Annotated in this window: 13 protein-coding genes; all 13 read right to left on the bottom strand. The window is 44.4% G+C overall.

Translation table 11 applies throughout. The features are described 5' to 3' along the window. Positions 1-6: 6 nt before the first annotated feature. A complete protein-coding gene (locus H9X96_RS20390) occupies positions 7-1,008 on the bottom strand; it encodes a 4-hydroxyproline epimerase (RefSeq protein WP_187668055.1) in 1,002 nt (333 codons plus the stop codon). A gap of 1 nt (position 1,009) precedes the next feature. Beyond that, positions 1,010-2,554 carry an aldehyde dehydrogenase (NADP(+)) gene (locus tag H9X96_RS20385; protein ID WP_187668054.1) on the bottom strand — a complete coding sequence of 515 codons (1,545 nt, stop codon included), beginning with the start codon at positions 2,552-2,554 and terminating at the stop codon, positions 1,010-1,012. Beyond that, positions 2,551-3,486 carry a dihydrodipicolinate synthase family protein gene (locus H9X96_RS20380; protein ID WP_187668053.1) on the bottom strand — a complete coding sequence of 312 codons (936 nt, stop codon included), beginning with the start codon at positions 3,484-3,486 and terminating at the stop codon, positions 2,551-2,553. Before H9X96_RS20380 ends, H9X96_RS20385 begins: the two co-directional genes overlap by 4 nt. Positions 3,487-3,762: 276 nt before the next feature. Next, entirely contained in the window at positions 3,763-5,931 is a 2,169-nt protein-coding gene (locus tag H9X96_RS20375; protein WP_187668052.1) for an IPT/TIG domain-containing protein, read from the bottom strand. Between the two features lie 32 nt (positions 5,932-5,963). Further along, complete coding sequence (locus tag H9X96_RS20370; protein WP_187668051.1) at positions 5,964-9,221, bottom strand: carboxypeptidase regulatory-like domain-containing protein; 3,258 nt, start codon at positions 9,219-9,221, stop codon at positions 5,964-5,966. Positions 9,222-9,251: 30 nt separating this feature from the next. Then, a complete protein-coding gene (locus H9X96_RS20365) occupies positions 9,252-10,250 on the bottom strand; it encodes a fasciclin domain-containing protein (RefSeq protein ID WP_187668050.1) in 999 nt (332 codons plus the stop codon). Between the two features lie 2 nt (positions 10,251-10,252). After that, the gene (locus H9X96_RS20360; protein WP_187668049.1) at positions 10,253-11,587 is read right to left on the bottom strand and encodes a hypothetical protein; all 1,335 of its coding nucleotides are present in this window, start codon (positions 11,585-11,587) and stop codon (positions 10,253-10,255) included. A gap of 6 nt (positions 11,588-11,593) precedes the next feature. Beyond that, on the bottom strand, positions 11,594-12,682 hold the full coding sequence (locus H9X96_RS20355) for a fasciclin domain-containing protein (protein ID WP_187668048.1): 1,089 nt from the start codon (positions 12,680-12,682) through the stop codon (positions 11,594-11,596). A gap of 4 nt (positions 12,683-12,686) precedes the next feature. Next, positions 12,687-13,907 (bottom strand): hypothetical protein, encoded by a 1,221-nt coding sequence (locus H9X96_RS20350; protein WP_255431185.1) that lies wholly within the window; start codon positions 13,905-13,907, stop codon positions 12,687-12,689. Then, on the bottom strand, positions 13,907-15,646 hold the full coding sequence (locus tag H9X96_RS20345; RefSeq protein ID WP_187668047.1) for a DUF4397 domain-containing protein: 1,740 nt from the start codon (positions 15,644-15,646) through the stop codon (positions 13,907-13,909). Before H9X96_RS20345 ends, H9X96_RS20350 begins: the two co-directional genes overlap by 1 nt. Then, positions 15,646-19,086, bottom strand: a complete 3,441-nt coding sequence (locus H9X96_RS20340; protein ID WP_187668046.1) for a TonB-dependent receptor — start codon at positions 19,084-19,086, stop codon at positions 15,646-15,648. Before H9X96_RS20340 ends, H9X96_RS20345 begins: the two co-directional genes overlap by 1 nt. A gap of 284 nt (positions 19,087-19,370) precedes the next feature. Continuing rightward, positions 19,371-20,402, bottom strand: a complete 1,032-nt coding sequence (locus H9X96_RS20335) for a FecR family protein (RefSeq protein WP_187668045.1) — start codon at positions 20,400-20,402, stop codon at positions 19,371-19,373. A 72-nt stretch (positions 20,403-20,474) separates the two neighbouring features. Beyond that, positions 20,475-21,074: an RNA polymerase sigma factor gene (locus H9X96_RS20330; RefSeq protein ID WP_187668044.1), complete on the bottom strand. Its 600-nt coding sequence runs from the start codon at positions 21,072-21,074 to the stop codon at positions 20,475-20,477. Positions 21,075-21,112: the final 38 nt, after the last annotated feature.

Genomic DNA, 21,112 nt, shown 5'->3' with positions numbered 1-21,112 from the left:
TTCTTTTTAAATCACTTGAAAGCCGTAAGCATAGGGATCATCGCTGTCTATTTTGATGGTGTTATAGCCAAAAACTTTAGCCCAGCCTTCCACACTTGGAATAATGGCTGTTATCCCTTTGAGGTCTACCTCCGCTTCTACCCGTCCAATGAATTTGCTGCCGATAAAGCTTTCATGAATAAAGTCTTCCCCAATTTTAAGTTTTCCTTTGGCATACCACTGCGCTAATCTGGCAGATGTTCCGGTACCGCAAGGAGACCTATCTATCGCCTTATAGCCATAAAAAACGGCATTTCTGGCGGTTGAGCTTTTATCTAATGTAGTTCCGGTCCACAGTATATGACTGCAGCCATTGATGGTAGGATCCAGTGGATGAACAAATGTATACTGCTCGTTTATGCGTTTACGGATCACCTGGCTCCAGCCAATCAGCTGTCCGGCAGTATAATTTTCCAGGCCAGGAAAGTTTTGCTGAGGATCTATGATCGCATAAAAATTACCGCCGTAAGCGACATCAAAATTCAGCAGCCCTAAATCTGGACATTCCACACTCATATTTTCTCCGGCGAGATAGGAAGGCACATTTCTTAATTTAACAGCGGTGACTTTCTGATCTTCCTGCTTGTATTCAATGAGTACCAATCCTGCTGGGGCTTCCATTCTGATGATTCCTGGTGTTTTCGGCTGGATGAGCCCCTCCTCTATGGCAATCGTAATCGTACCAATTGTCCCGTGACCACACATCGGGAGGCAGCCACTGGTTTCAATAAACAACACGGCTACATCATTTTCAGGATTGTGAGGCGGGTATAAAATACTACCCGACATCATGTCGTGTCCCCGGGGTTCAAACATTAGCCCGGTTCTGATCCAATCAAATTCATTTAAGAAATGCTGGCGTTTCTCGCTCATATTGTTACCGGTCAGCTGCGGGCCGCCACCGGCAACCAGTCGGACTGGATTGCCGCAGGTATGGGCGTCTATGCAAAAAAAGGTTTTACTTGCCATGTTATTTCGTTAATTGCTGATTGATCTTTCTATAAATATTTAATGGATTTCCATCTTTTAATGCATCTGGCAGCAGTTCCTGGGGCCAATCCTGATAGGCCAGCGGCCTCACGAAACGGTAAATTGCATCAGTGCCTACGGAAGTAAAACGACTGTCGTTCGTTGCTGGAAATGGTCCGCCATGCTGCATTGCCGCACAAACTTCTACTCCTGTAGGTACACCATTCAAAATGATCCTTCCGGTTTTGGATTTTAATTGGCTGACCAGGTTTTGATGGGTTTGGAGGTCCTGATTTGTGGCCATGAGGGTCATCGTTAGCTGGCCACTTAATGCAGCCAGTGCCCTTTCTAATTCCTGGATATTTTCGCAGGAAACCAGTATGGAATGCGGGCCGAAAACTTCTTCCTGCAAGGCTTCATTATCAATGAAATCTGAACCATTTACCGCGATGATTCTTGGAAGCGACTGGCTTTTCAAATGCTGGTTTTGAGCAGCGATTTCAGCTACTGCGAGCAGGAAAACACCTTTCTCTTTCAGCAGGGCATTTGCGCGGTTAAGGTAATTTTCAGCGATTCCAGGGCTGAGCATTGTTGCGGCAGGCGTTTTAGAGATCGCATCCGTCAAGGCAGATTTAAAACGACCCAGATTATAGCCGGCAATTGCAAACATAATCCCAGGATTGGTACAAAATTGTCCGGCACCCAAGGTAATCGAAGCAGCCAATTGTCGGGCCAGTTCTTCGGGCTTGCTGTCCAGCATTTCAGGGAATAGAATAACAGGATTGATACTACCCATTTCTGCAAAAACAGGAATGGGTTCCTTCCTTGCTTCGGCCAGTTTAACCAATGCCATTCCACCATTGAAAGAGCCCGTAAAGGCGACTGCTTTCGTCAGTGGGTGCTGTACCAATGCTTTACCGATTTCATAACCATCATCGAAAAGCAAGGCAAAAATTCCTGTTGGCATTCCTGTTTTCTCGGCTGCTGCAAGGATGGCATCTGCAACAAGCGCGGAAGTACCAAAATGTGCTGGGTGTGCTTTTACAACTACCGGACATCCAGCGGCTAAAGCGGATGCAGTATCTCCTCCGGCAACAGAAAATGCCAGTGGAAAATTGCTGGCTCCAAACACCACAGCGGGTCCTAAAGGCACCAGCATTTTTCTGATATCCGGACGTGGCATCGGACTGCGTTCTGGTATTGCCGGATCAATTACGGCATCAATCCAGGAACCTTCAGCCAGCAGATCTGCGAATAAACGCAGCTGTCCGGTCGTTCTGCCTAGCTCTCCCTGGAGTCTTGGCAAAGGAAGTCCGCTTTCCTGCATCGCTCTGTTCACAATTTCCTCCCCATTTGCCGATAAGGCATCGGCAATCGCATGTAAGAAAAGCGCTTTCTTGTTCTTATGGATGGTTTGATAGCTGTGAAATGCCTGCTCCGCAGCAGTTAAGGCCTCTTCTACCATTTGCACATCTGCCTTAGGAAAAGTACCGGCTAGCCTTTCTCCGCTTGCAGGATTGATGGCATAAAGTGTGGCGCCGCTCATGCTTCTACCTCGGCTTTGATCCCCCAGCTCCCTACAGGAAGCACAGGGCGTTCCGCTAAAGCATCGTTTATAATTTTTAACACTCGAGATCTTTCTTCTCCTTTTAAAGGCAAGCGAGGCGCTCTAACCGCTTCTGTTCCAATACCAGTAGCTACTTCTGCGAGTTTGATATACTGCACAAGTTTAGGATGGATATCGAGTTCTAATACCGGTAAAAACCAACGATAAATGGTCAATGCTTCTGGAATCCTATTTTCTTTGATTAAGTTAAAAATCGCCACGGTTTCTCTTGGGAAAGCATCCACTAAGCCGGCCACCCAGCCATGGGCACCCATCACAATACTTTCCATTGCCAATGGATCTACACCAGTAAAAATCTTAAAACGATCGCCAAACCTGTTGATCAGTCTGGTCACATTGGACACGTCTCTGGTGGATTCTTTAATCGCCTGAATATTCGGATACTGGGTCAACACCTCAAACATATCGAGGGTCACTTCTATCTTATAATCCACTGGATTATTGTAAATCATGATCGGCAATTCAGTGCTTTCTGCGATGGCGCCAAAAAAGCTCAGCGTCTCTTCTGCGGAAGCGTTATAACGCATTGAGGGAAGTAACATTAATCCATTTGCGCCCAATGAGGCTGCTTTCTGCGCCGCTTCAATCGCTCTTTTAGTGGTTCCTTCTGCGATATTCAGCAATACAGGGACTTTGCCATTTACGAATGCTAAGGTGTGCGAGAGCAATGTAAATTTTTCCTCATCGGAAAGCACACTAGCTTCTCCTAAACTTCCGCCAAGAATAATTCCGTTTACTCCGGCCTCCAGCTGTGCGCTCAGGTTTAAGTCGAATGTTGCTAAATCCAGTTCGTCGTTTGCTGTAAATTTCGTCGTTACAGCGGGGAAAACCCCAGTCCAGTTAATGCTCATTTGTTCGGTTCTTTAGGTTTAAGTTTAATTGTGGTTGTGATCCACCAAAATTATCGCCTAAGCAAACGAGAAACCTACCCGATGTTAACCGATATTGGCTACATCCTATCCAAATGAATTCATCTCCTGTGCGACAGGAAAAAACAGAGGTACAAAAAAAGGGATGAAATTGCTTTCATCCCTTTTAGCGCTTAAAGACAACTTATTTTTATCCTCGGAAAGACTATGCTTGATTTTATAGGTTTCACCAGATAACTTACCGATAAGTTTCAACTTTTACTTCAGAAACACTTTTCTTATCGCCTTATTTTGGGCATCCAGAATGTAAATATTTCCGTCTTTATCAACTGCCATATCGTCGATTGAACCGAGTTTTGCATCAGTGAATGCACCATCAGCAAAACCAGATCTTAGTTTTACTAATGTGGAAACCTTCCTGCTGGCGATATCAATCTCTCTTATGGCGTTATTATACTTATCGCCAGCAATCAATTTACCAGGGCCATATAAAGCCAATCCACCCGAAATACTGTTAAATCTTGCCGCTAATCCTACTCCGTCCTGGAATCCAGCATCGGAACTACCTGTGAAATAGTTTTCATTTCCGGCTCCGGCAGGAATCCACCCAACTGCATTATTACTGCTTGAACTGGAATCTACGTAAAAAAGATTTCCATTTGCATCTACTACTGCCTTAGCCATTGGCCAGAATGGGCCGCTGATCTTCGTATAACTACCTGCGGTATTTACTTTGTTCATCCCTGCATAAGCAGCTACAATATTTACATACATATTTCCAGCGTTATCAAATGTCATCAAACCTGGCGCAAAGCCAGAAACATAGACCGTATTTTGTCCGGATGGTGTGATCTTTCTGATGTGGTTGCGACCGATATCTGACACATAAATATTATCCTGTTTATCGATGACTATTCCGTAAGGCGTGTCAAAAACAATATCTGCGCCATTGGCCTGTAAAACACTAACTACACCTGCTGGTGTGATCTTTTTCACCAAATGGTTCATCCTGTCGGCCGCATAAATATTACCAGAATTGTCTACTGCGATACCCGCCATGAAGCCTCCAAAAGTATCACTGTTTGGTCCACCGGCTAGTGTCAGCATTCCTGCTCTTCTGAAATCCTGAGGTGCTATCGCTTCCTGACCATCTACCACTACTTTTAAGTCACCGGTGCTTAATCCTCCTGGAGCATCCAATATCAGGGTGTTCTCTGTAGCGGTTTTCACCGTGGCCAGCAAACCGTTAAAGTACACTTTGTTGCTTGCCGCGCTCGCGCTGAAGCCCGATCCTTTAATGGTTACCGTTGTTCCTGCCAAGCCATTATCCGGGCTCACCGAAGTGATACCAAGTGTTTGGTCTTTAAACTGAGGACCATTTGTAGCCTGATCGTTCACGATTACTTTTATCACTCCTGTTCCTGTACCACCTGGCACAACCAATTTAATCTGGCTTTCAGTAGCCGATTGAACAGGAATTTCCACCCCATTAATGAAGACTTTGTTTTCGTCCAATACGCCACTGAACTGCACACCAGAAATCGTCATCTCCGCTCCTTTCGGGCCGCTCAATGGGGTTACGACTTGGATCGTTGGTGCTGCTACGACCCTGAAAACCGGTCCGGCAATTTTTTGTCCGTTGATGTTTACAGAAAGTGGTCCTGTATTCACACCCTCGGGCGCCTGTACGATCAATTTCTCTTTAGTGGCTTCCAGAACGATAGCACTCGTTCCGTTAAAATCAATCAGGTTGCCTTCTGGTAATTCTTCAAAACCAACCCCATTGATGGTTACTTTTGTGTTTTTACCACCGGTTAAGGGTTTGATACTGCTAATCGCCTGGTAAGTGAAGTTCTGACCTTTGGCTTCTTTGCCATCCACTTTCACTACTATAGGTCCGAAACCAGCTTCTGCTGGCACTTCAGCCACAATAATCTGATCAGACACACTCACCACCAATGCTGGTTTTCCGTTGATGAAAACCGTAGCCGGTCCAGTGGTGCTACTGAAACCAGCTCCGGTAATCCGAATTTGAGAGCCCGCAGGCCCATTGGCTGGGAATACTGTTTTTACACTTAATGCCTGATAAATGTATTGCCCCAGGTCAAAATTACGCGAATCATAATTTATAGAAAGTGCACCTGTTACGCCGCCTTCCGGCATGCGGATAACGATCGTATTTTCCGTGGCACTGATCACTTCTGCAGCTTTTCCGGAAATGCTTGCCGAATATTTAGCCAGTTCGGTTCCAAAACCCGCTCCAACGATGGAAACCAGGGTTCCTGCATTCCCACTATTCGGGTAATAGCTGTCTATTTTAAAAGGCACCGACGGCACTTCTACTTTGTCCTTTTTACAAGCACCAATAAACAGCAGGAAGCACAGCATGATGCCAATACTAAAATTCCATTTGTGTTGAATATTCATCTTTTTTTGACTTAATTTCTAATCTATTTGAACTAAAAGGTATACCTCAATCCCAACTGCATCTGCGCTCTTGATCCAAAATAATCGATGCTGTAGGGCTGACCAGGGTTATTAAAAGTAAACACGGGATAATTACCCTCATTTTGCTGAGGCGGGAACAGCGAAGGTGTTAAGCCCACACTACTGGTGGAATTAAACGTGTTTGCTGAGAAATACTGAACACCCCAGGTCTTGCTGATCAGATTGGTCACATTCATCACATCCACCGTAAAGCTTAAAGACTGGGATTTCGCAGCGTTCACAAACAGCTCATGGGAAAGGTGTAAATCAGCCTGAACATTCCATGGTGTTCTTCCTTTGTTACGCGCTGTATATCTTCCTCTTCTGCTGCTCAGGTATTCATTTCCATCAATAAACTGATTAAATGCTGCTGCCTGCTGCGCCGCAGTTGCCGTTGGAATGTCTTTGAAATAACGGATCGCTTCTTCTCTTAATGGGATGTAGGTTAAACTCACTTGCTGTGGCAATCCCTGGATATTTCCATTTACAATTCCATAAGTAAAAGGACTGCCCGATTGTGCACTAAAGAACAGGCTGATATTCGTTTTTCCGGCTCTGCTCCATTCCTGGTTATAGCTGATGGTAGAGACAATGCGGTGGCGAATGTCAAAATTACTTGGACTTAATGTTGGGTGGTTTGGAATCAAAGCCTGGTTTAACTGCCAGTTACTTTCCATAGAGTTACGAACCCCATTACTTAAATCTTTTGATTGTCCGTAGGTATAAGATGCACTCACATTCAGCGCATTGATGAAGGTTCTGGCAATGGTACCCGTTAAACTGTAACGATAGCCTTCTTTGGTATTGCTCAGCAAGTAAATATTAGAGAAACGCGGATCTGCTTCGCCACCATAAACTGGCTGCTGCTTTTCTTTGTCGTAACCATAATAAAGCGGATTGTCTTTGGTATTCAATTGCTGGAACAACACATCTTTTAAGTTTTTGGTGTACATTGCTTCTACAGTAAAGCGCCAGTTGTTTTCCGTTTCGTAATCAATCCCTAAACTTCCACGCAATACCTGCGGCATTTCAAAACCATTATCTACCAGGTCGACTTGTGTCTTACCACTATTTGGGTTATTGATTACCGTTCCGTTTTGTTCGATAAATCCAGCAATGCCATTCGGGCTTGGTTTAATCGGATCTGTACCCGGTAAGAACGCCTGCTGTTCTGCCCGCTGATCAATCGCACCAAAACTATTCCCGGTGTTGTAATAAGCGTAAGCTAACCATGCAAAAGGAATACGACCGGTAAACATGCCCACTCCACCCCTTAGGATCAATTTTTGATCACCCAGGGCATCGTATCTGAAACCTAGACGCGGTGATAATTGCAGCTTATTTAAGAATTTATTGTTGATGCGGTTCAATGGCGTATAAGTGTAAGTATGTCCAAAATTTGGATCTCCAAGGACGTCGCGGACTTTATCACTTAACATCGGCATGGTAGGTAAATTCACGAAATCCGCACGCAGTCCCGGTGTGAGGCGTAATTTATCACTGATCCTGATTTCATCCTGCACATATAAACTATACATATTGACGTTGAAATCTGCTGCCGGATTTGCCAATAAGTAATCTCTGCTGTTGTTAAAATAATGGTAACTGCCTCTTACGCGGTAAGGATTGTTGTTCGTAAAATCTTCAATACTCTGATAATCCACACGACCATTCCAGGAGTTGACAAAACCATATTGAATGTTGTACAACTCGTTATGTGTACCGATTAAGAACTTGTGACGACCTTTTGTCCAGTTTAAGTTTGCGGTAAATTCCCAGGTTTTCTGTTTCATATTGAAGATACTCGCCTCGCGATCTGTACCTAAATAAATGGTAGTTCCTGGTGTGCGTCCCATAATTTGCACTTGGGGCAAGGTGGGGTCACTTAATGGATCCCTGCTGTCATTTACATGGGTAAAGCCGACCAACAAATTACCTGACAACTCATTATTGAACCTGCTTTTCAGCTCGGCAACCGTACTCGTCTGATTATTTTCTTGCAGGAAAGCCATACTGCTGAAGCGAAAATCCTGCTGATCACGGTCCATGTGTGTGGCTTTACTGAAAATCGTGTTGTTTCTGATCGCCAGCTGGTGCTGATCATTGATGTTCCAGTCTAAACGGTTAAAGAACTTCTGCGATTTGCTCCAGTTGGTATACACATCGGCAGTACCTGCATCAAAGATGCTTCCGTACCTTGTTTTCACCGTATTGGCAATAGACTGTGCGTCTGCTATGCTGAAAATAGCATCAGTTTCTGCCGTACCTACTGATAATTGTGTAGGGTCTTGTCGGCGCGTGATTTCCTCATTACTGAAAAAGAAAAGTTTGTTTTTAATGATCGGAAAACCGACGCGGAAACCAGCCTGATAATCATAAAAATCAGCGTTCATTTTGCCCAGACTACCTACGCGATCTTTGCTGGTTAATGCAGCGTTTCTTCCTAATCCATACACAGAACCTGTTACCGTATTGGTACCACTGCGGGTTACGGCATTGACCGATCCACCGGTAAAGTTTCCGATTTTCACATCAAACGGTGCCAGGTAAACCTGCATGTCTTCTATGGCATCTAAAGAAACCGGATTGGTTCTGGTACTGCTGCCATTCATCCCTGAAGTACCAGTTTGTCCGCCTTGCGAAGGACTAAAACCGATGGCATCGTTGTTCACCGCACCATCAATGGTCACGTTGTTGTACCTAAAGTTGGTACCGCCGAAACTATTATCACGGCTGCCTTGAGGGGTTAAACGGGTAATGTCCGTAATGCTTCTGCTGATCGTTGGCATGTTTTTCACGTGCTCCGCACTGATATTTTTACCCGTCCCGTAATTGTCTGCTTTTTGGCGGAACGTTTTCCTGGCGGACACCTCTACTCCTTTCAGTTCCTGTGCGTCTTCCAAGAGCACAAAGTTGAGTTGCTGACTGCCGCCCAGGCGAACAGCGATATCATTTCGTACTGCATTCTGCATCCCCATGGTGGAAACGGTCACCAGGTAAGGTGCGCCAATGCGGAGATTGTTTAAGAAATAACGGCCATCTTTATCCGCCGACATGGCGTAACGTGTACCCGATGGTGTATGGATAGCCACAACTGTAGCACCAGGGATCGCTAAACCTTTGGCATCCTTCACCTGTCCGGTTAAGGAACCACTTGTTTCTTGCGCCATGCTATAAAACGACACCAACATCAGGGCGCAAAGCATAACGACTGAATATATTTTCTTCATTTTTTAAGTTTAATTGGTTTACGAAGCCTTTTACTGGGTGATTCGCAAAGCGCCATCAATAATATGTAATACCCCATTTCCAGAAAGGACATCTTGTTTAACCACTTTGATCTGAGTGGTATTTCCGATTCCTTTGAGTGTAATTCCTTTAAAACGCTCTGCTGCAGTTTCATCTGGCAGCAGGGTCATTGTCACGGAATTACCGTCTAACATGGCTTGCAAACTCATTTGAGAAGGTCCGGTACTCAACACATAATCGTAAATAAACCTTCTGTCTTTTACCACGTGGTAGTTTACGAAACGCTTCAAAACAGCCGGATCGGTGTTGTTGATTTGTTCAACACTGCCATAGCCTATTGCCTCCATGGCCCTATTATTAGGGGCAAAAATGGTGTAAGGACCTGCTTCGTTAATGGTTGCTAACAGCCCGGAACTTCTTAAAGCCTGGGTAAAAAGCGTGGTACTGGCTTCTGCGGCGATGGCATCGCCCAATAAATCATGCAAATAGGGTGTCAGCACACGGTTTAGCACCTGAATCAATCCATTGGAAGCCGGAATGTTCTGTGAGATGACTCTGGAGCCATTCAGGGTCAGGATCGTATCCTGACCTTTGATCCAATGCGTTGCATATAACTTACCTCCGCGGGAACGCAGCTCCTGATTAAACAGGAAAGGGAGCTTGTTCAGTTCGTACTTTCCATCCAGCGTGTGGTAGTTCGCTATCCGCGAAATGAGGCTGGGATTGGCCGTCATGACCGCTACCGGACCTGAATATCCCGCAGCGGAGAAGGCCGCGTCTGAAGGCACTAATGCAGTATAGGGACCTGCACCTTCCTGTAAATACTTGTCTAACCCACTGCGTTTTAAGGCCGTACTAAATGCCGAAAGATTAAAGTTATCGGCAATGACCAGGTTGATCTTATTGTTATCGTATTTGCTGTTTTTCTGGTCATCCTTACTGCATGATGAACCCAATACGGTCAGCAGTACTAAAGAAAGTAAGGCGTTCTTTTTATATAAATTTGCCATGTTTATTTTAATTTAAATCCTTTAGGAAAAATCAAACGATCCACCACATGGATAGGTCCATTTAAGGTGTTGATGTCGGTAGCTATTACCGTTGCTGCCGGATATGCGGAGTCTTTTGCCTTCATCTGGATGCTGTTATTTACTGATGAAAATTCGATAGGCATTTTATAGGCAAATTCGGCAGGTGGGTTTCCCCCCGCATTCACCATGTAATCATTCAGTCCAGCATTGAGCACGTTGCCGTAGAATACTGTAGCATTAGCGGTAGCTTTATCACCACCATTCGTCACAGGCTGGAACATCCTTCCCCAATCGCGGTGAAAATTGTAAACCGTATCCATCGGATATCCACCTACTCCATAAAACAAATTCTCATCGAAATGAATCGTGCCGGCACTGCGTTCATTGAATTTCATCACATCTGCCAGGGTTTGAAATCCTGCTTGATGAAAAGCTTCATCTGTTGGTGCAAATAAGGTAGATATCGTGATATTTGGCCCGATATAACCTTGGTAAATCGGCGCATTGATGCCCCATCCAACGCTATACAGCCTTCGATTGGAGATGTAGGGCAGCACTTCTTCCGGTTCAGGTCTATAGCCAAAAAGCGGCTCCATATCATTGATCATGGCCTCGATATAACTTTCATCTGCCAGGCGCTGGGATTCCAGAAATATCGTAAATCTGCCATCCGCTTTTAAAGCTTCTAAAATGGTTTTTGTTGGCTTTTCTATGGCTTTTTCCAGCAGATAAAGTCCACCGTTGACCGCTGGCGAATAGTTCAGTTTACCGGAGTTTTTGCCATTGATCAGTAAGGATTCTCCTTTGATCCCTACATAGTTTTTATAATAATAGAGGTCATAGCGATTTGCTCCTTCACCTGTATTTTCATAATAAGGAAGGTAAAGACCTGGGTGCTGCAGCAATGTTTTCACTACAAAATTATCGGCCCGCTGGGTCAATTCTTGCTGCGTAACCGGCCCTAGTGTTGTATAAAACATCATTAAGCTATCCAGTTCTGCTACGGGCATCTGAGCGATTGCCGCTGCAGTTAAACCCGCAGCCTGCATTGCCGCATCATTTGGTGCGAAAACAGTGTATACCAGTTTGCTGCTCTTGTCTTTCAAGATCGTTTTGAGGTTACTTTTTTGCCAGGCGCTGTAGTAAAGTTTCGCTGGAGATGCCGCTAACAATTCTTCTACAGTTTGTGTGGCTTCCGGTTGAAAAGGAACCTGGCTTCCTGCCGGGTCAGGTAGGAATTCGCTTTTGGTACAAGCCGCAAACAGCAGCAGACCTGAGCATAAAATAACTGACCTTAAATTTCTCATATTCATCATGATATCTTATTTTTTTATCGCTTGTTCTGGTGTTACCATTCCATCAGCCAGGTGATGAACAAGCCCGTTGCTACATAAATTGTCATTTTTTGCGACGATGCTGCCGGTCGCTGACTGGATAGGACTACCTGTCGGTCCACCTGGACGCAAGGTTAATCCAAAACCAAGTTTAAAGGTGGGGTAGAGTTTTCCGCCTCCGAAAGTCATGTAATAGCTGCTGTCCTTCAGGTAATAATTAAAGGAGCCATTGGAATTGATTCTGGAGAACACCTGAGTATCGGACACAAAAAAGTGTTTATTGTATAAAAGGTAAACTCCAAAAAGCAGATCTCCCTCATATTTGCTGGTATCCATTTCATTCAAGGAAGCAGCAGTAATTCCCAGGTTTTTAAGGGCTTCGTTAGTGGGCGCAAAAATGGTGAATTCTGCTGTTCCCGCCAGTTGATCCCATAGGTTGAACTTCTTTAAACCGCTCACAAACACACTATAATCCGGATGTCCGGCCAGCCAGGCTTGTACGGTTTTATTGAAATTAGGCTTCATCACGTTATCCAGCACCTGCAGGGTCCCATTGGCCAGTACCACATCTTGTCGCATGACTTCAGATCCAGAAAAATACAATTCATTTTCTGCCCCTCCATTTGGATTGCTAGATGCTCTGGATACATACAGATCCGCATCAGATAAAGTGGTATAACGCACATCAATTCCGTTATTTGGAATATCGCTGACCCTCAATTTACGGGGCATCAAATGGTATCCGATTACCTTTTTTAGGCTATCCTGATTCATTTTATCAAAATCTGAAGGATTATAAACCCCCATCCTATTGAAAGCTTCATCTGTAGGTGCCAATACGGTAAAAGGACCTGCTCCATTGAGCTCATCTGCATAGCCTACTTTTTTAAGGGCTGCATAAAACAAGCGCATTTCATAGTTGTTCTTCACAAAATCGCCTGCCGGACGAATGTTTTCGTTCGGTGCAGCAATCGTTAAATCATCATGCTTACAGGAAGCCAGCAATAAGATTTGCATGCCTATGGCCAGTATCATCAGCGTTTTACTCCAATATTTTCTTTTTTCGATGAAAATCATATTCTTAATAAATTGGCGGTGCATATTTCCTTTGAACGGTAGTTAAATAAACCTTCCCGTTTACAACTTCAATGGTGTTTACGGTAGCGAATGTGGCTGGATTATTCAGTCCTGAGTGGATGTTGACCAATAGGTTGGGCAAAATCGCAGCGTTATCATTGCTCTCCATTCTGAGTTGACCATTTCGCAGGCAATTCACAGAAACCCAGTTTCCTCCATTATCCGTAGAACCGTCATAGAATGGGTTGGTGGTAATGTCCATTCCCGGTACAAAGAAGTCGAAGCGCTGCCAGATGTTGGTGGTGATGCCATTGGCTGATTTACTGGCCCAGATCGGGAAGCTCGAATAAGGACTCACCGCCGGACTTTCGGTATTTAACTTCACACTGGCAAAGTATTTCCCTTTATATCCAGGTACAGTGGCTCCGTTCTTACTCATTAAATTCTGATCTTCGTAAAGCGAGAGATAAACGTTCATGTCATCTTTCATTCCCCACTGAAAACTGGCCAGCAAAAAATTGTCTTCTTTAAGGGATTTATCGGCTTGCCAATACCCTTTTGCACTCATGTTATAGAAATTCACATAAGCTAGAGAGTCCGACAGCGGAAGTTTATGGAAAATCTCCTGACGCAATAGCACACCAGTTTTTTTGCTCACAAAATCTTTCTGCAGCAGGTGCAGTGTATACACCTCCTGATTCGTTAAATTGATGGTGGTATCGATCAAAATGTCCTTTTTAAGATGGTTTTCCAATTGGAAAAATGGCACTGTATTTTTAGGTCGGTAAGCGAACATAATGCGTACTTTTCCAGATGGCACCTGTGCCCAGCTACTCAAATCAAAACCGTTTAGAATCGGACCAACCAATACATTTTCTTTTCCAGGATACTCCGGATTGTTGACCGAAGTACTGTTTCCGATATGTGATGGGTATGGCGGCGCATAAGCATCCCGCTGATCCAGGAAATCACCTACAATTTCTGCACTAACGGGCATACCGCTGGCATCCACAACCGGGTTGATCAACATACAGAAAAACGGAACTTTATTGTCTTTACTGCCGAGCGTTTGCACATAGTTCAGGTTATTGAACACGCGCAGGTAAGCAGGCTCCTTAATTTTACTGTATTCGACTTTCACACAGCCGGAGGTCAGCAGCAGGAAATTACAAGCTACCAGCCAGACGAATGTGGTGTTCATTTGAAATAATTTAATCTTTTTCATTATTTGTTATGTTTGATAATGATCATTTTTGCTTTGGTGGCTGGCGCGCTTCCCGTTCCTGATTGCCCGATTAAGCTTACGGTGTAAATACCCGGCTCATGTACAGGCAATGCCCTTCCCGGACGCAGATACAAGTCTTTATTGGCGATAAAGGCATCATTTTTCAGGACTTCTATGTCGTTTGCCCAAACCCCAGGAACTACGTTAGGTTTAGAACGATAAGCCATCACTTCATACGCACTTTGTGCATAATTGCTGCTTACGTAAGGACGCTCGAACAATGGCATTCCCGGCTGAAGGTTGACACCTGCATTTGGATGGTCTTCGGGAGTCGAAATAGACTGTCCATTATTTAGCGTAAACGTGATATACGGGTTGCCAGTCGACAGATTTAAGAACCTTTTAAAGAAGAAATAGCGGAACTGATTTCTGGCATAAGTAGCATCTTCTTGGGCTGGACCGCCGGTATAAGTTGCACCACTCAAATCGTTGGCTACAATTAATAGTTTAGGTGTTCCTGCAGCATCTGGAGATAACCAGGCGGTATAATTTTGCGCGGGGCGAAGTACTTCTGCGCCTGCTGCAATGACCTTACCTGAGGCATCTACTGCTTCGATGGTATGCGTACCCTGAATGAAATTGCTGTAAGCACCAGCAGCGCCGAAGCCAAGATCCGTTGAAATGGTTTTACCATCTACTCTAAAACTTACTTTTTCAGTGTTTAAGGCATTCACACCCTGTATGCGGAAATAGGTATTGTTAACCGCAGGTGTATTGTCATTCAGGATCTGGAAGGAATTCTGGTAGGTATCAGCGGTTTCAGAATTCTCATTAATTAAATAATTGAAACGTTGTGGAGCGACCAAAATCGTGTAAATCCCGCCAGGCTGATACGTTTGAATTGGCGCATAAGTTAAAGCGGTAGAATTCGTGATTGTTCTTGGGATAGTAGAGGTTGGTGGATCAAGAATGGTGTATGGATTCAATTCAGAACCCAGGGCCGGCATTTGTCGGCCATCCTCCATCAGCACTTTAAACTGATAGGTGCCATAAGGCAGCTCTATATATTCGGAGGCCAGGTTGACTGAATTCATGTTGCTGGTTTGTGTATTGACCAGGGAACCATCCGAATAAGCCAGGGATACGCGGCCTGTTAAATCTTCCAGGCGGCCGCTGCTGTTGAAGGCAGGGTTTGTAATTGTACCGGAAAGGTTGACGATCCTGATTTTAAAATGATCAGGCTTTGAGGGTGCCGAAACGCCTCGTTTCACCGGAACTACGTCTGGCTGTCCTTCCATCGCAAAGGTGGGCATCAGGAAATAATCCGTAGGATTATTGTCATCATTTCTGACTTCCGTTTTGATATCTTTTCCTAATGTGGCCTGATAAGATCTGGTCATAAAATCCAGTTTTACCACTTCCTGTGCATTAAAAAGGTCTTGGGGCACATTCCAGATTTTAGTCAGGTAGCCGTTGACAGGGAAATAATCCGTTCCTGGCAATTTAGGCGGCGATCCCGGAGTTGGCGCTGGAGTAAGAAAACTGGTCAGACTATCGCCATTGGCAATCACCTGATTATACATGGCCAGATTGATCACCCTAGCAGTAGAATTTGCACGATTTTTCGTTAAAACGCGTTTATCTGCCTCAAAATTCAGCTTATCCTTTTTACAAGCCTGAAATAAAAGCATTGCGGCCAGGAAAAACAGGGGGAGGAATTTATATTTTAGCTTATTCATTATTTAAGAAGGTTATAGGTAAAGCCCAGCATAATTTCTGCACCACGGGTAAAACTGCGGTTGATGTATTCGTTACCGTACCATTTACCACCAGTCTGAGGATTGGCGTAAACAGTTTTGATATCCGGATTCAGGATATTCTTGGCGTATCCTTTAAATTTCAGGCTTTTGGTAATCCGCTGACTGAACACAAAATCCAATACAGGTACTGGCTGGGTATACAAATCCGGTTCTCCCGTTAGGTTAATTTGTACCAAACGCTCACCTACCATGTTAAAGGTCATGGTTAAATCAGTGCCCGATTTTGGGTTTTCATAGTTTAACCAAAGGTTGATCGAGTATGGTGCCTGTTCAAACAGCGGAGAGTTTTTTGGCGTATAACGGTCCAGTGAACGGATGGCTTCATAACGTTCCGGTGTTTTTTTGATGTCACTCTGTGCCAGTAATAAGTTAGAACCGAAATAGAAATTTTTCAAAGGATCATATAGAGAACCCAGGCTTTTCACTACTTCCAACTCCAATCCCCATACCCTACCGATGTTAGGATCATTCTGAAACTGAATGGTTGGAAACTCAGGATAAGTTGCGGCTAAACCTGCGGTTTGCAGACTGAATACCTTTACCAATTGATTTTGAATGCGTTTGCCGAATGCAGAGACCGCCAATACTTCACCTTTTTCCGGGAACCATTCCCATCTGAAATCCAGGTTTTGTGTAGATTGGTTTTTCAGGTTTGGATTACCTACGACCAATCCCATCTGGAAAGCATCGAATTCAAACACGTTGGTGATTTCCCTTAACTCTGGTCTGGCCAAAGTAGTGTTATAGGCCGTACGGAAATTCATTTTGTCGTTTAAGGCATAGGTCGCATTGACAGAGTAATATGGCTTGAAACCTGTTTTGTATACTGAATTAGGGTTGATCGGATTCAATGGAATCTTTCCGCCATTGGCGCCCCCTGCAGTTAATGAAGGATCTAAGAATACCCCTGCAGTATCGACTTTCGATCCGATATTAGTGGTTTCGAAACGTACGCCACCTGCTACACGAAGTTTCTCCGTGATTTTCAAATCTACCATCCCGTACACTGCGTTCGTTTCAAAATAGCCGGTATAGTTGTTTGGAGATTTCTGGGTGTTGTATAAGAAGCCTCCGATAGGCATCATCCCTTCGCCCTGATTGGCTGAAGGTACCTTAACGCCGATCATCTGACTGCTGACCAGTCGGTTCAGGTCGCCTTCCACATCGTACAATGGGATCGCTTTATTCGTCGTAAAGTTAGAGCCTGGCAGGAACAGCTGATTCTCTGTGAAAGAGCGGTCGCGGAACAAATAGTTGATCCCTGTTTTAAACTGCTGGGTCTGTCCGAATAATTTAAAAGGGATGCTTAGATCTGCTTTATAGTTGTAATTTTTCTCATCCAGGTTACGCCATCTGCGTCCGTTTGGTTCTGCCTGCATGATGCCGTAAGGGCCAAATCCATTCACATAACCGGAGGTTAAGGCATACAGATGCCTCGTGTAGGTCAGACCATCAGAAGTACTTCCAGCACCAATTCCTGGTCTTGAATACCAGCCACCGCCTCTAGGCATATAGTCTACTAAACTCGCGAAACGGAAATCCGGGTCGTTTTGTTTAGACCTGGAGCTGGCCACATTATAGCTTAAGCGAGGCGACATTTCTGTATCCAGAAATTTATGCTCTCCTTGTAAGTTGAACGTGTTCAGGTTGCGGAAAGTCTGTTTCAGGGAATAGGTGGTGGTATATACCTCCCCTGGTAAGCCGGTATATTCATAACGTCCGTATAGGTTGGTCGCCTTACTTTCTCCGCCCCAGCTGCCCAAATACTGCATACTGATTTCGTTTCGGCTGTTGAAACGATAGGTTAAACCTGCGAGCGTACCATAATTGAGGGTTTCTACACCAGTATTTTCTTTATAGGTCTGATATTTTCCCATATACAGACTGTTTGGTGTGATGTAGTTTGGAATATTCCTTGGGCTGTATACATCTGGGTTACCAGTTACCACCCCCTGATAAATACTGTATTGTGTTAAATCTCCACCAGAAATATCGGTGATGCGGCGGTAGTAATTCCCACCCAGGATCAGGCCTATTTTATGTTTTTTAAACACTTCATAGCTGTTTCCATAAGTTGCGGAATACAATTGATTTAAGGGTGCTTTTTTGTATTGGGTAGTCATTACCGGATCAAAAGACTGCATGATTTTATTGATTCGGTTGACTTCCTGGTAGGCAGTCGGGCTATAATTACTATTGGCAATCATGCTTTGAATAGAACCTAGTCCGTCGGGATATTGCTTGGCCAGGTTTTTAAAATCATGATTTAAGTTCTTGTCTTTGATCTTTCCCCCGAAAGTTCCCATATCACTGTTCCAGAAGCTATTGTACTGACCATTTAAACCTACATTTGAATTCAATCCGCTTTGCGCGATGATTTCAAAGGTTTCTTTTTCTGGAACAGATTTGGTTTTCAGCTCCACGATACCCGCTGCTGCGTCGGCAGGCTTATCCGGCGTTACTGTCTTATAAATGGTGATGTTATCCAATAAGGAAGCGGGTACTAAATCTAAAGGAATGGTACTGCGGTCTGGATCTGAAGAAGCCAGACGAACGCCATTCAATTGTCCGATTACACTTCTATCGCCTAAACCGCGGATCGCGACATATTTATCATCGGTTACCGTTACCCCTGATACGCGCTGTAAAGCCTGCGTAGTGGTGATACTTCCCGTACGTTCTATCAATTGAGAAGAAATCGCGTCCTGGATCACGGAAGATTTCTTTCTTTCGTCCAATACGGCAACTTCTGTATTCGCTTTTCTTCTGGCCTGCACGGTCACCTCATTTAGGGCATTGCTGGAAGCCGTCATGGCGATATTCAGGTTAACGCTGTTTTTATCCACTTTAACGGTTCTGGTATTGTAGCCCATGTAACTGAATACCAGCGTCACTTCCGGTTCTGTAAGCTTGAGGCTAAAATTACCATCGGCATCTGTGGAGGTACCACGCTGCTGGCCTTTAATCTGGATAGATACCCCAGGCAAGCTTTCTTTGTTTGCGGCGTCGGTTACCCTACCCGTAATTCGTTGCTGAACCGGGATGGCTTCAATCACTACATAATGCTCCACCACTTTATACCTTAAACCGGAATTGGAAAGCACATTTTTAATGGCTTCCGCAACGGTCATGTCATTTGTGGTCAAGTTTACTTTTTTGGTGCTGATATCCAGCACCTTCTGTGGAAGCAGAAACTTAACGCCAGTCTTGGCTTCTATACGAAGCAGGCTTTCTTTTACCCCAACTCCCTCCAGTTTCAGATCCACCTTTCGGTTCAGATCCTGTCCAGTTACGGTGTTGGCATACAGCATACCTACCATGGTCAGCTTAGTAAACAACAGGACAAATGAACATCTCATCAGCAAATAAATTATTCTTAAAAATCTGGAACCACCGGGTTCCTCCAAAAGTGAAGGATTAGCTATTGATCCTTTTTGCATATATTTGAATGTTATACGTGTTAAAATGCCCTTTGGGCTAATAATAGGTGTATGAGCCGGTTTTCCGGCTGCCATTTCATCCTGTCTATGTGTCGTCGAAAACATTGCAGACAGGAAGAATTTAATGAAGCGTTCCCTTTAACCTGCCAGGGCCATTGGGGACGTTTTTTTTTGAGTAACTAATCCGTCATAACCGCCTTTCCTTATTTAATGATGATATTTTTACCTTGTATCTGATATTTGAAATGTGCGCCGGCACTTAACACCCGCAGCGTTTCATTTAAAGGAATGTTATCCTGGAGGGTGACCGTCACTACTGCAGCTGCTTTTTTCGGAGATTTGATCGTAAAGCGAACATCGTAAGCGCGCTCCAGTTGTTCCGAGATTTCCTGAATCGTCTGGTCTTTGAAAACCAATCTTGAATTTTTCCAGCCCTGAATATCTGCAACGGCTGCTTCGCTGGAAACCGCCTGGTCATTTAAAGTTTTTAAACTCAACTGCTGTCCGGGGGTCAAGATGGCGAGCTCCTCTCTTTGTCCTTCGTTTATACGATCCACTCTCACCTTTCCAGTAGCCACCTGCACTTGAAAGGGCTTTCCTGAAATGGCATTCACTTTAAAGGAGGTTCCCAATACCTGGGTGCGAATGTTCTCTGTCTGGATGATAAATGGCTGCCTCGGGTTCTTTGCCACGTCGAAAAACGCTTCTCCTTTTAAGGATACACCTCTGATGGAATCTTTAAACTGCTCTGGATATTCCAAGGTACTTCCTGCTCCCATGTAAACGATGGTTCCATCGGTTAAGGTGACCTTTGCCCGCTGCCCCTTTACGGTAGTAAAAGTTTTCATGGACAATTGAACGGCGGCTATGGGATCTTTTTTCTGGAAGCTGTTAAAGGTATAGATACCAATTCCTAAAATGATCGTGCTCAGTACCGCAGCATATTTTAGAAAGTTGTTCCTTCTGAAAAAGCCTTTAGTGATTTTTGGGGTATCGCTTAAGGAAGCTTTACGCTGTTCAAATTTCGACTGCCAGCTGATGAGCTGTTCATCAAGTTCTACAGGCGCATTTGTGGCGCGCTCCCAGTCTGCTGCTGATTCCTCAGCGATCAGCTCCTGCAAAATTGCGGAAGTACCTGGTCTGCCTAAATACCCGCGTATTATTTCCAGCTCGCTGGGCGTACAAGCATCTTTCAGGTATTTTTTTAGTAGTTCTTTATCTATGGGGTGTTGCATATCCTATTTCCTTCAATAGGTATAGCGCAGAAAATTGTTGGTAGGGTGAATGGGTTTAGAAAAATAATTGAATTATTTTATAAACCAGCAGAAAAGCGTAACCACAATGGTGACGTCCAGGTATTCATGTAAACTTTTACGCAAGTGGTTCAAAGAATAGCTCATATGACTTTTCACCGTATTAGCGGAAAGATTCAATTGATGAGCGATCTGCGGGTAGGTCAGCTCTTCCTCTCTGCTCATTTCATAGACCTTACGTCGCTGTGGACTCAGTTCATTCAGTTTTTCCTGGAAGCAGGCTTCGATTTCTGTATAGATCTGGTGGTGGTCTGCATGTCTGGAATCCGGCATGGTTTCTTCATGGTACTCTTCCAGTGGCTGGGTATTTAAAGTCTTTTTGCGGAAGAAGCTGATCACGCTGTTGCGTATCGCTCTAAATAAATAAGCTTTCAGGTTGCCGTCAGGGCAAAAGTCGAGCTGTCTTTTTTCCCACACCCACATCATCAGGTCCATTGCCAATTCTTCGGCCACTTCCGGATCACGCACATATTTTAAAGAGAGTGAGTAGAGCGGTTTGAAATATCGCTGAAAGAGGAGATCAAATGCTTTATCATTTCCATTGCGACAAGATTTCAACAGCTGCTGGTCTGATAATTCACTTAATTCTTTCATAATCTTCCTGAATCTAACGGTGGCAAACCTAGCAGGAA

It is taken from the genome of Pedobacter sp. N36a (assembly GCF_014472395.1).
GTDB lineage: Bacteria > Bacteroidota > Bacteroidia > Sphingobacteriales > Sphingobacteriaceae > Pedobacter.
Note: the sequence above shows the minus strand (reverse complement) of the source record. Positions and strands in the feature narration are given on the sequence as shown.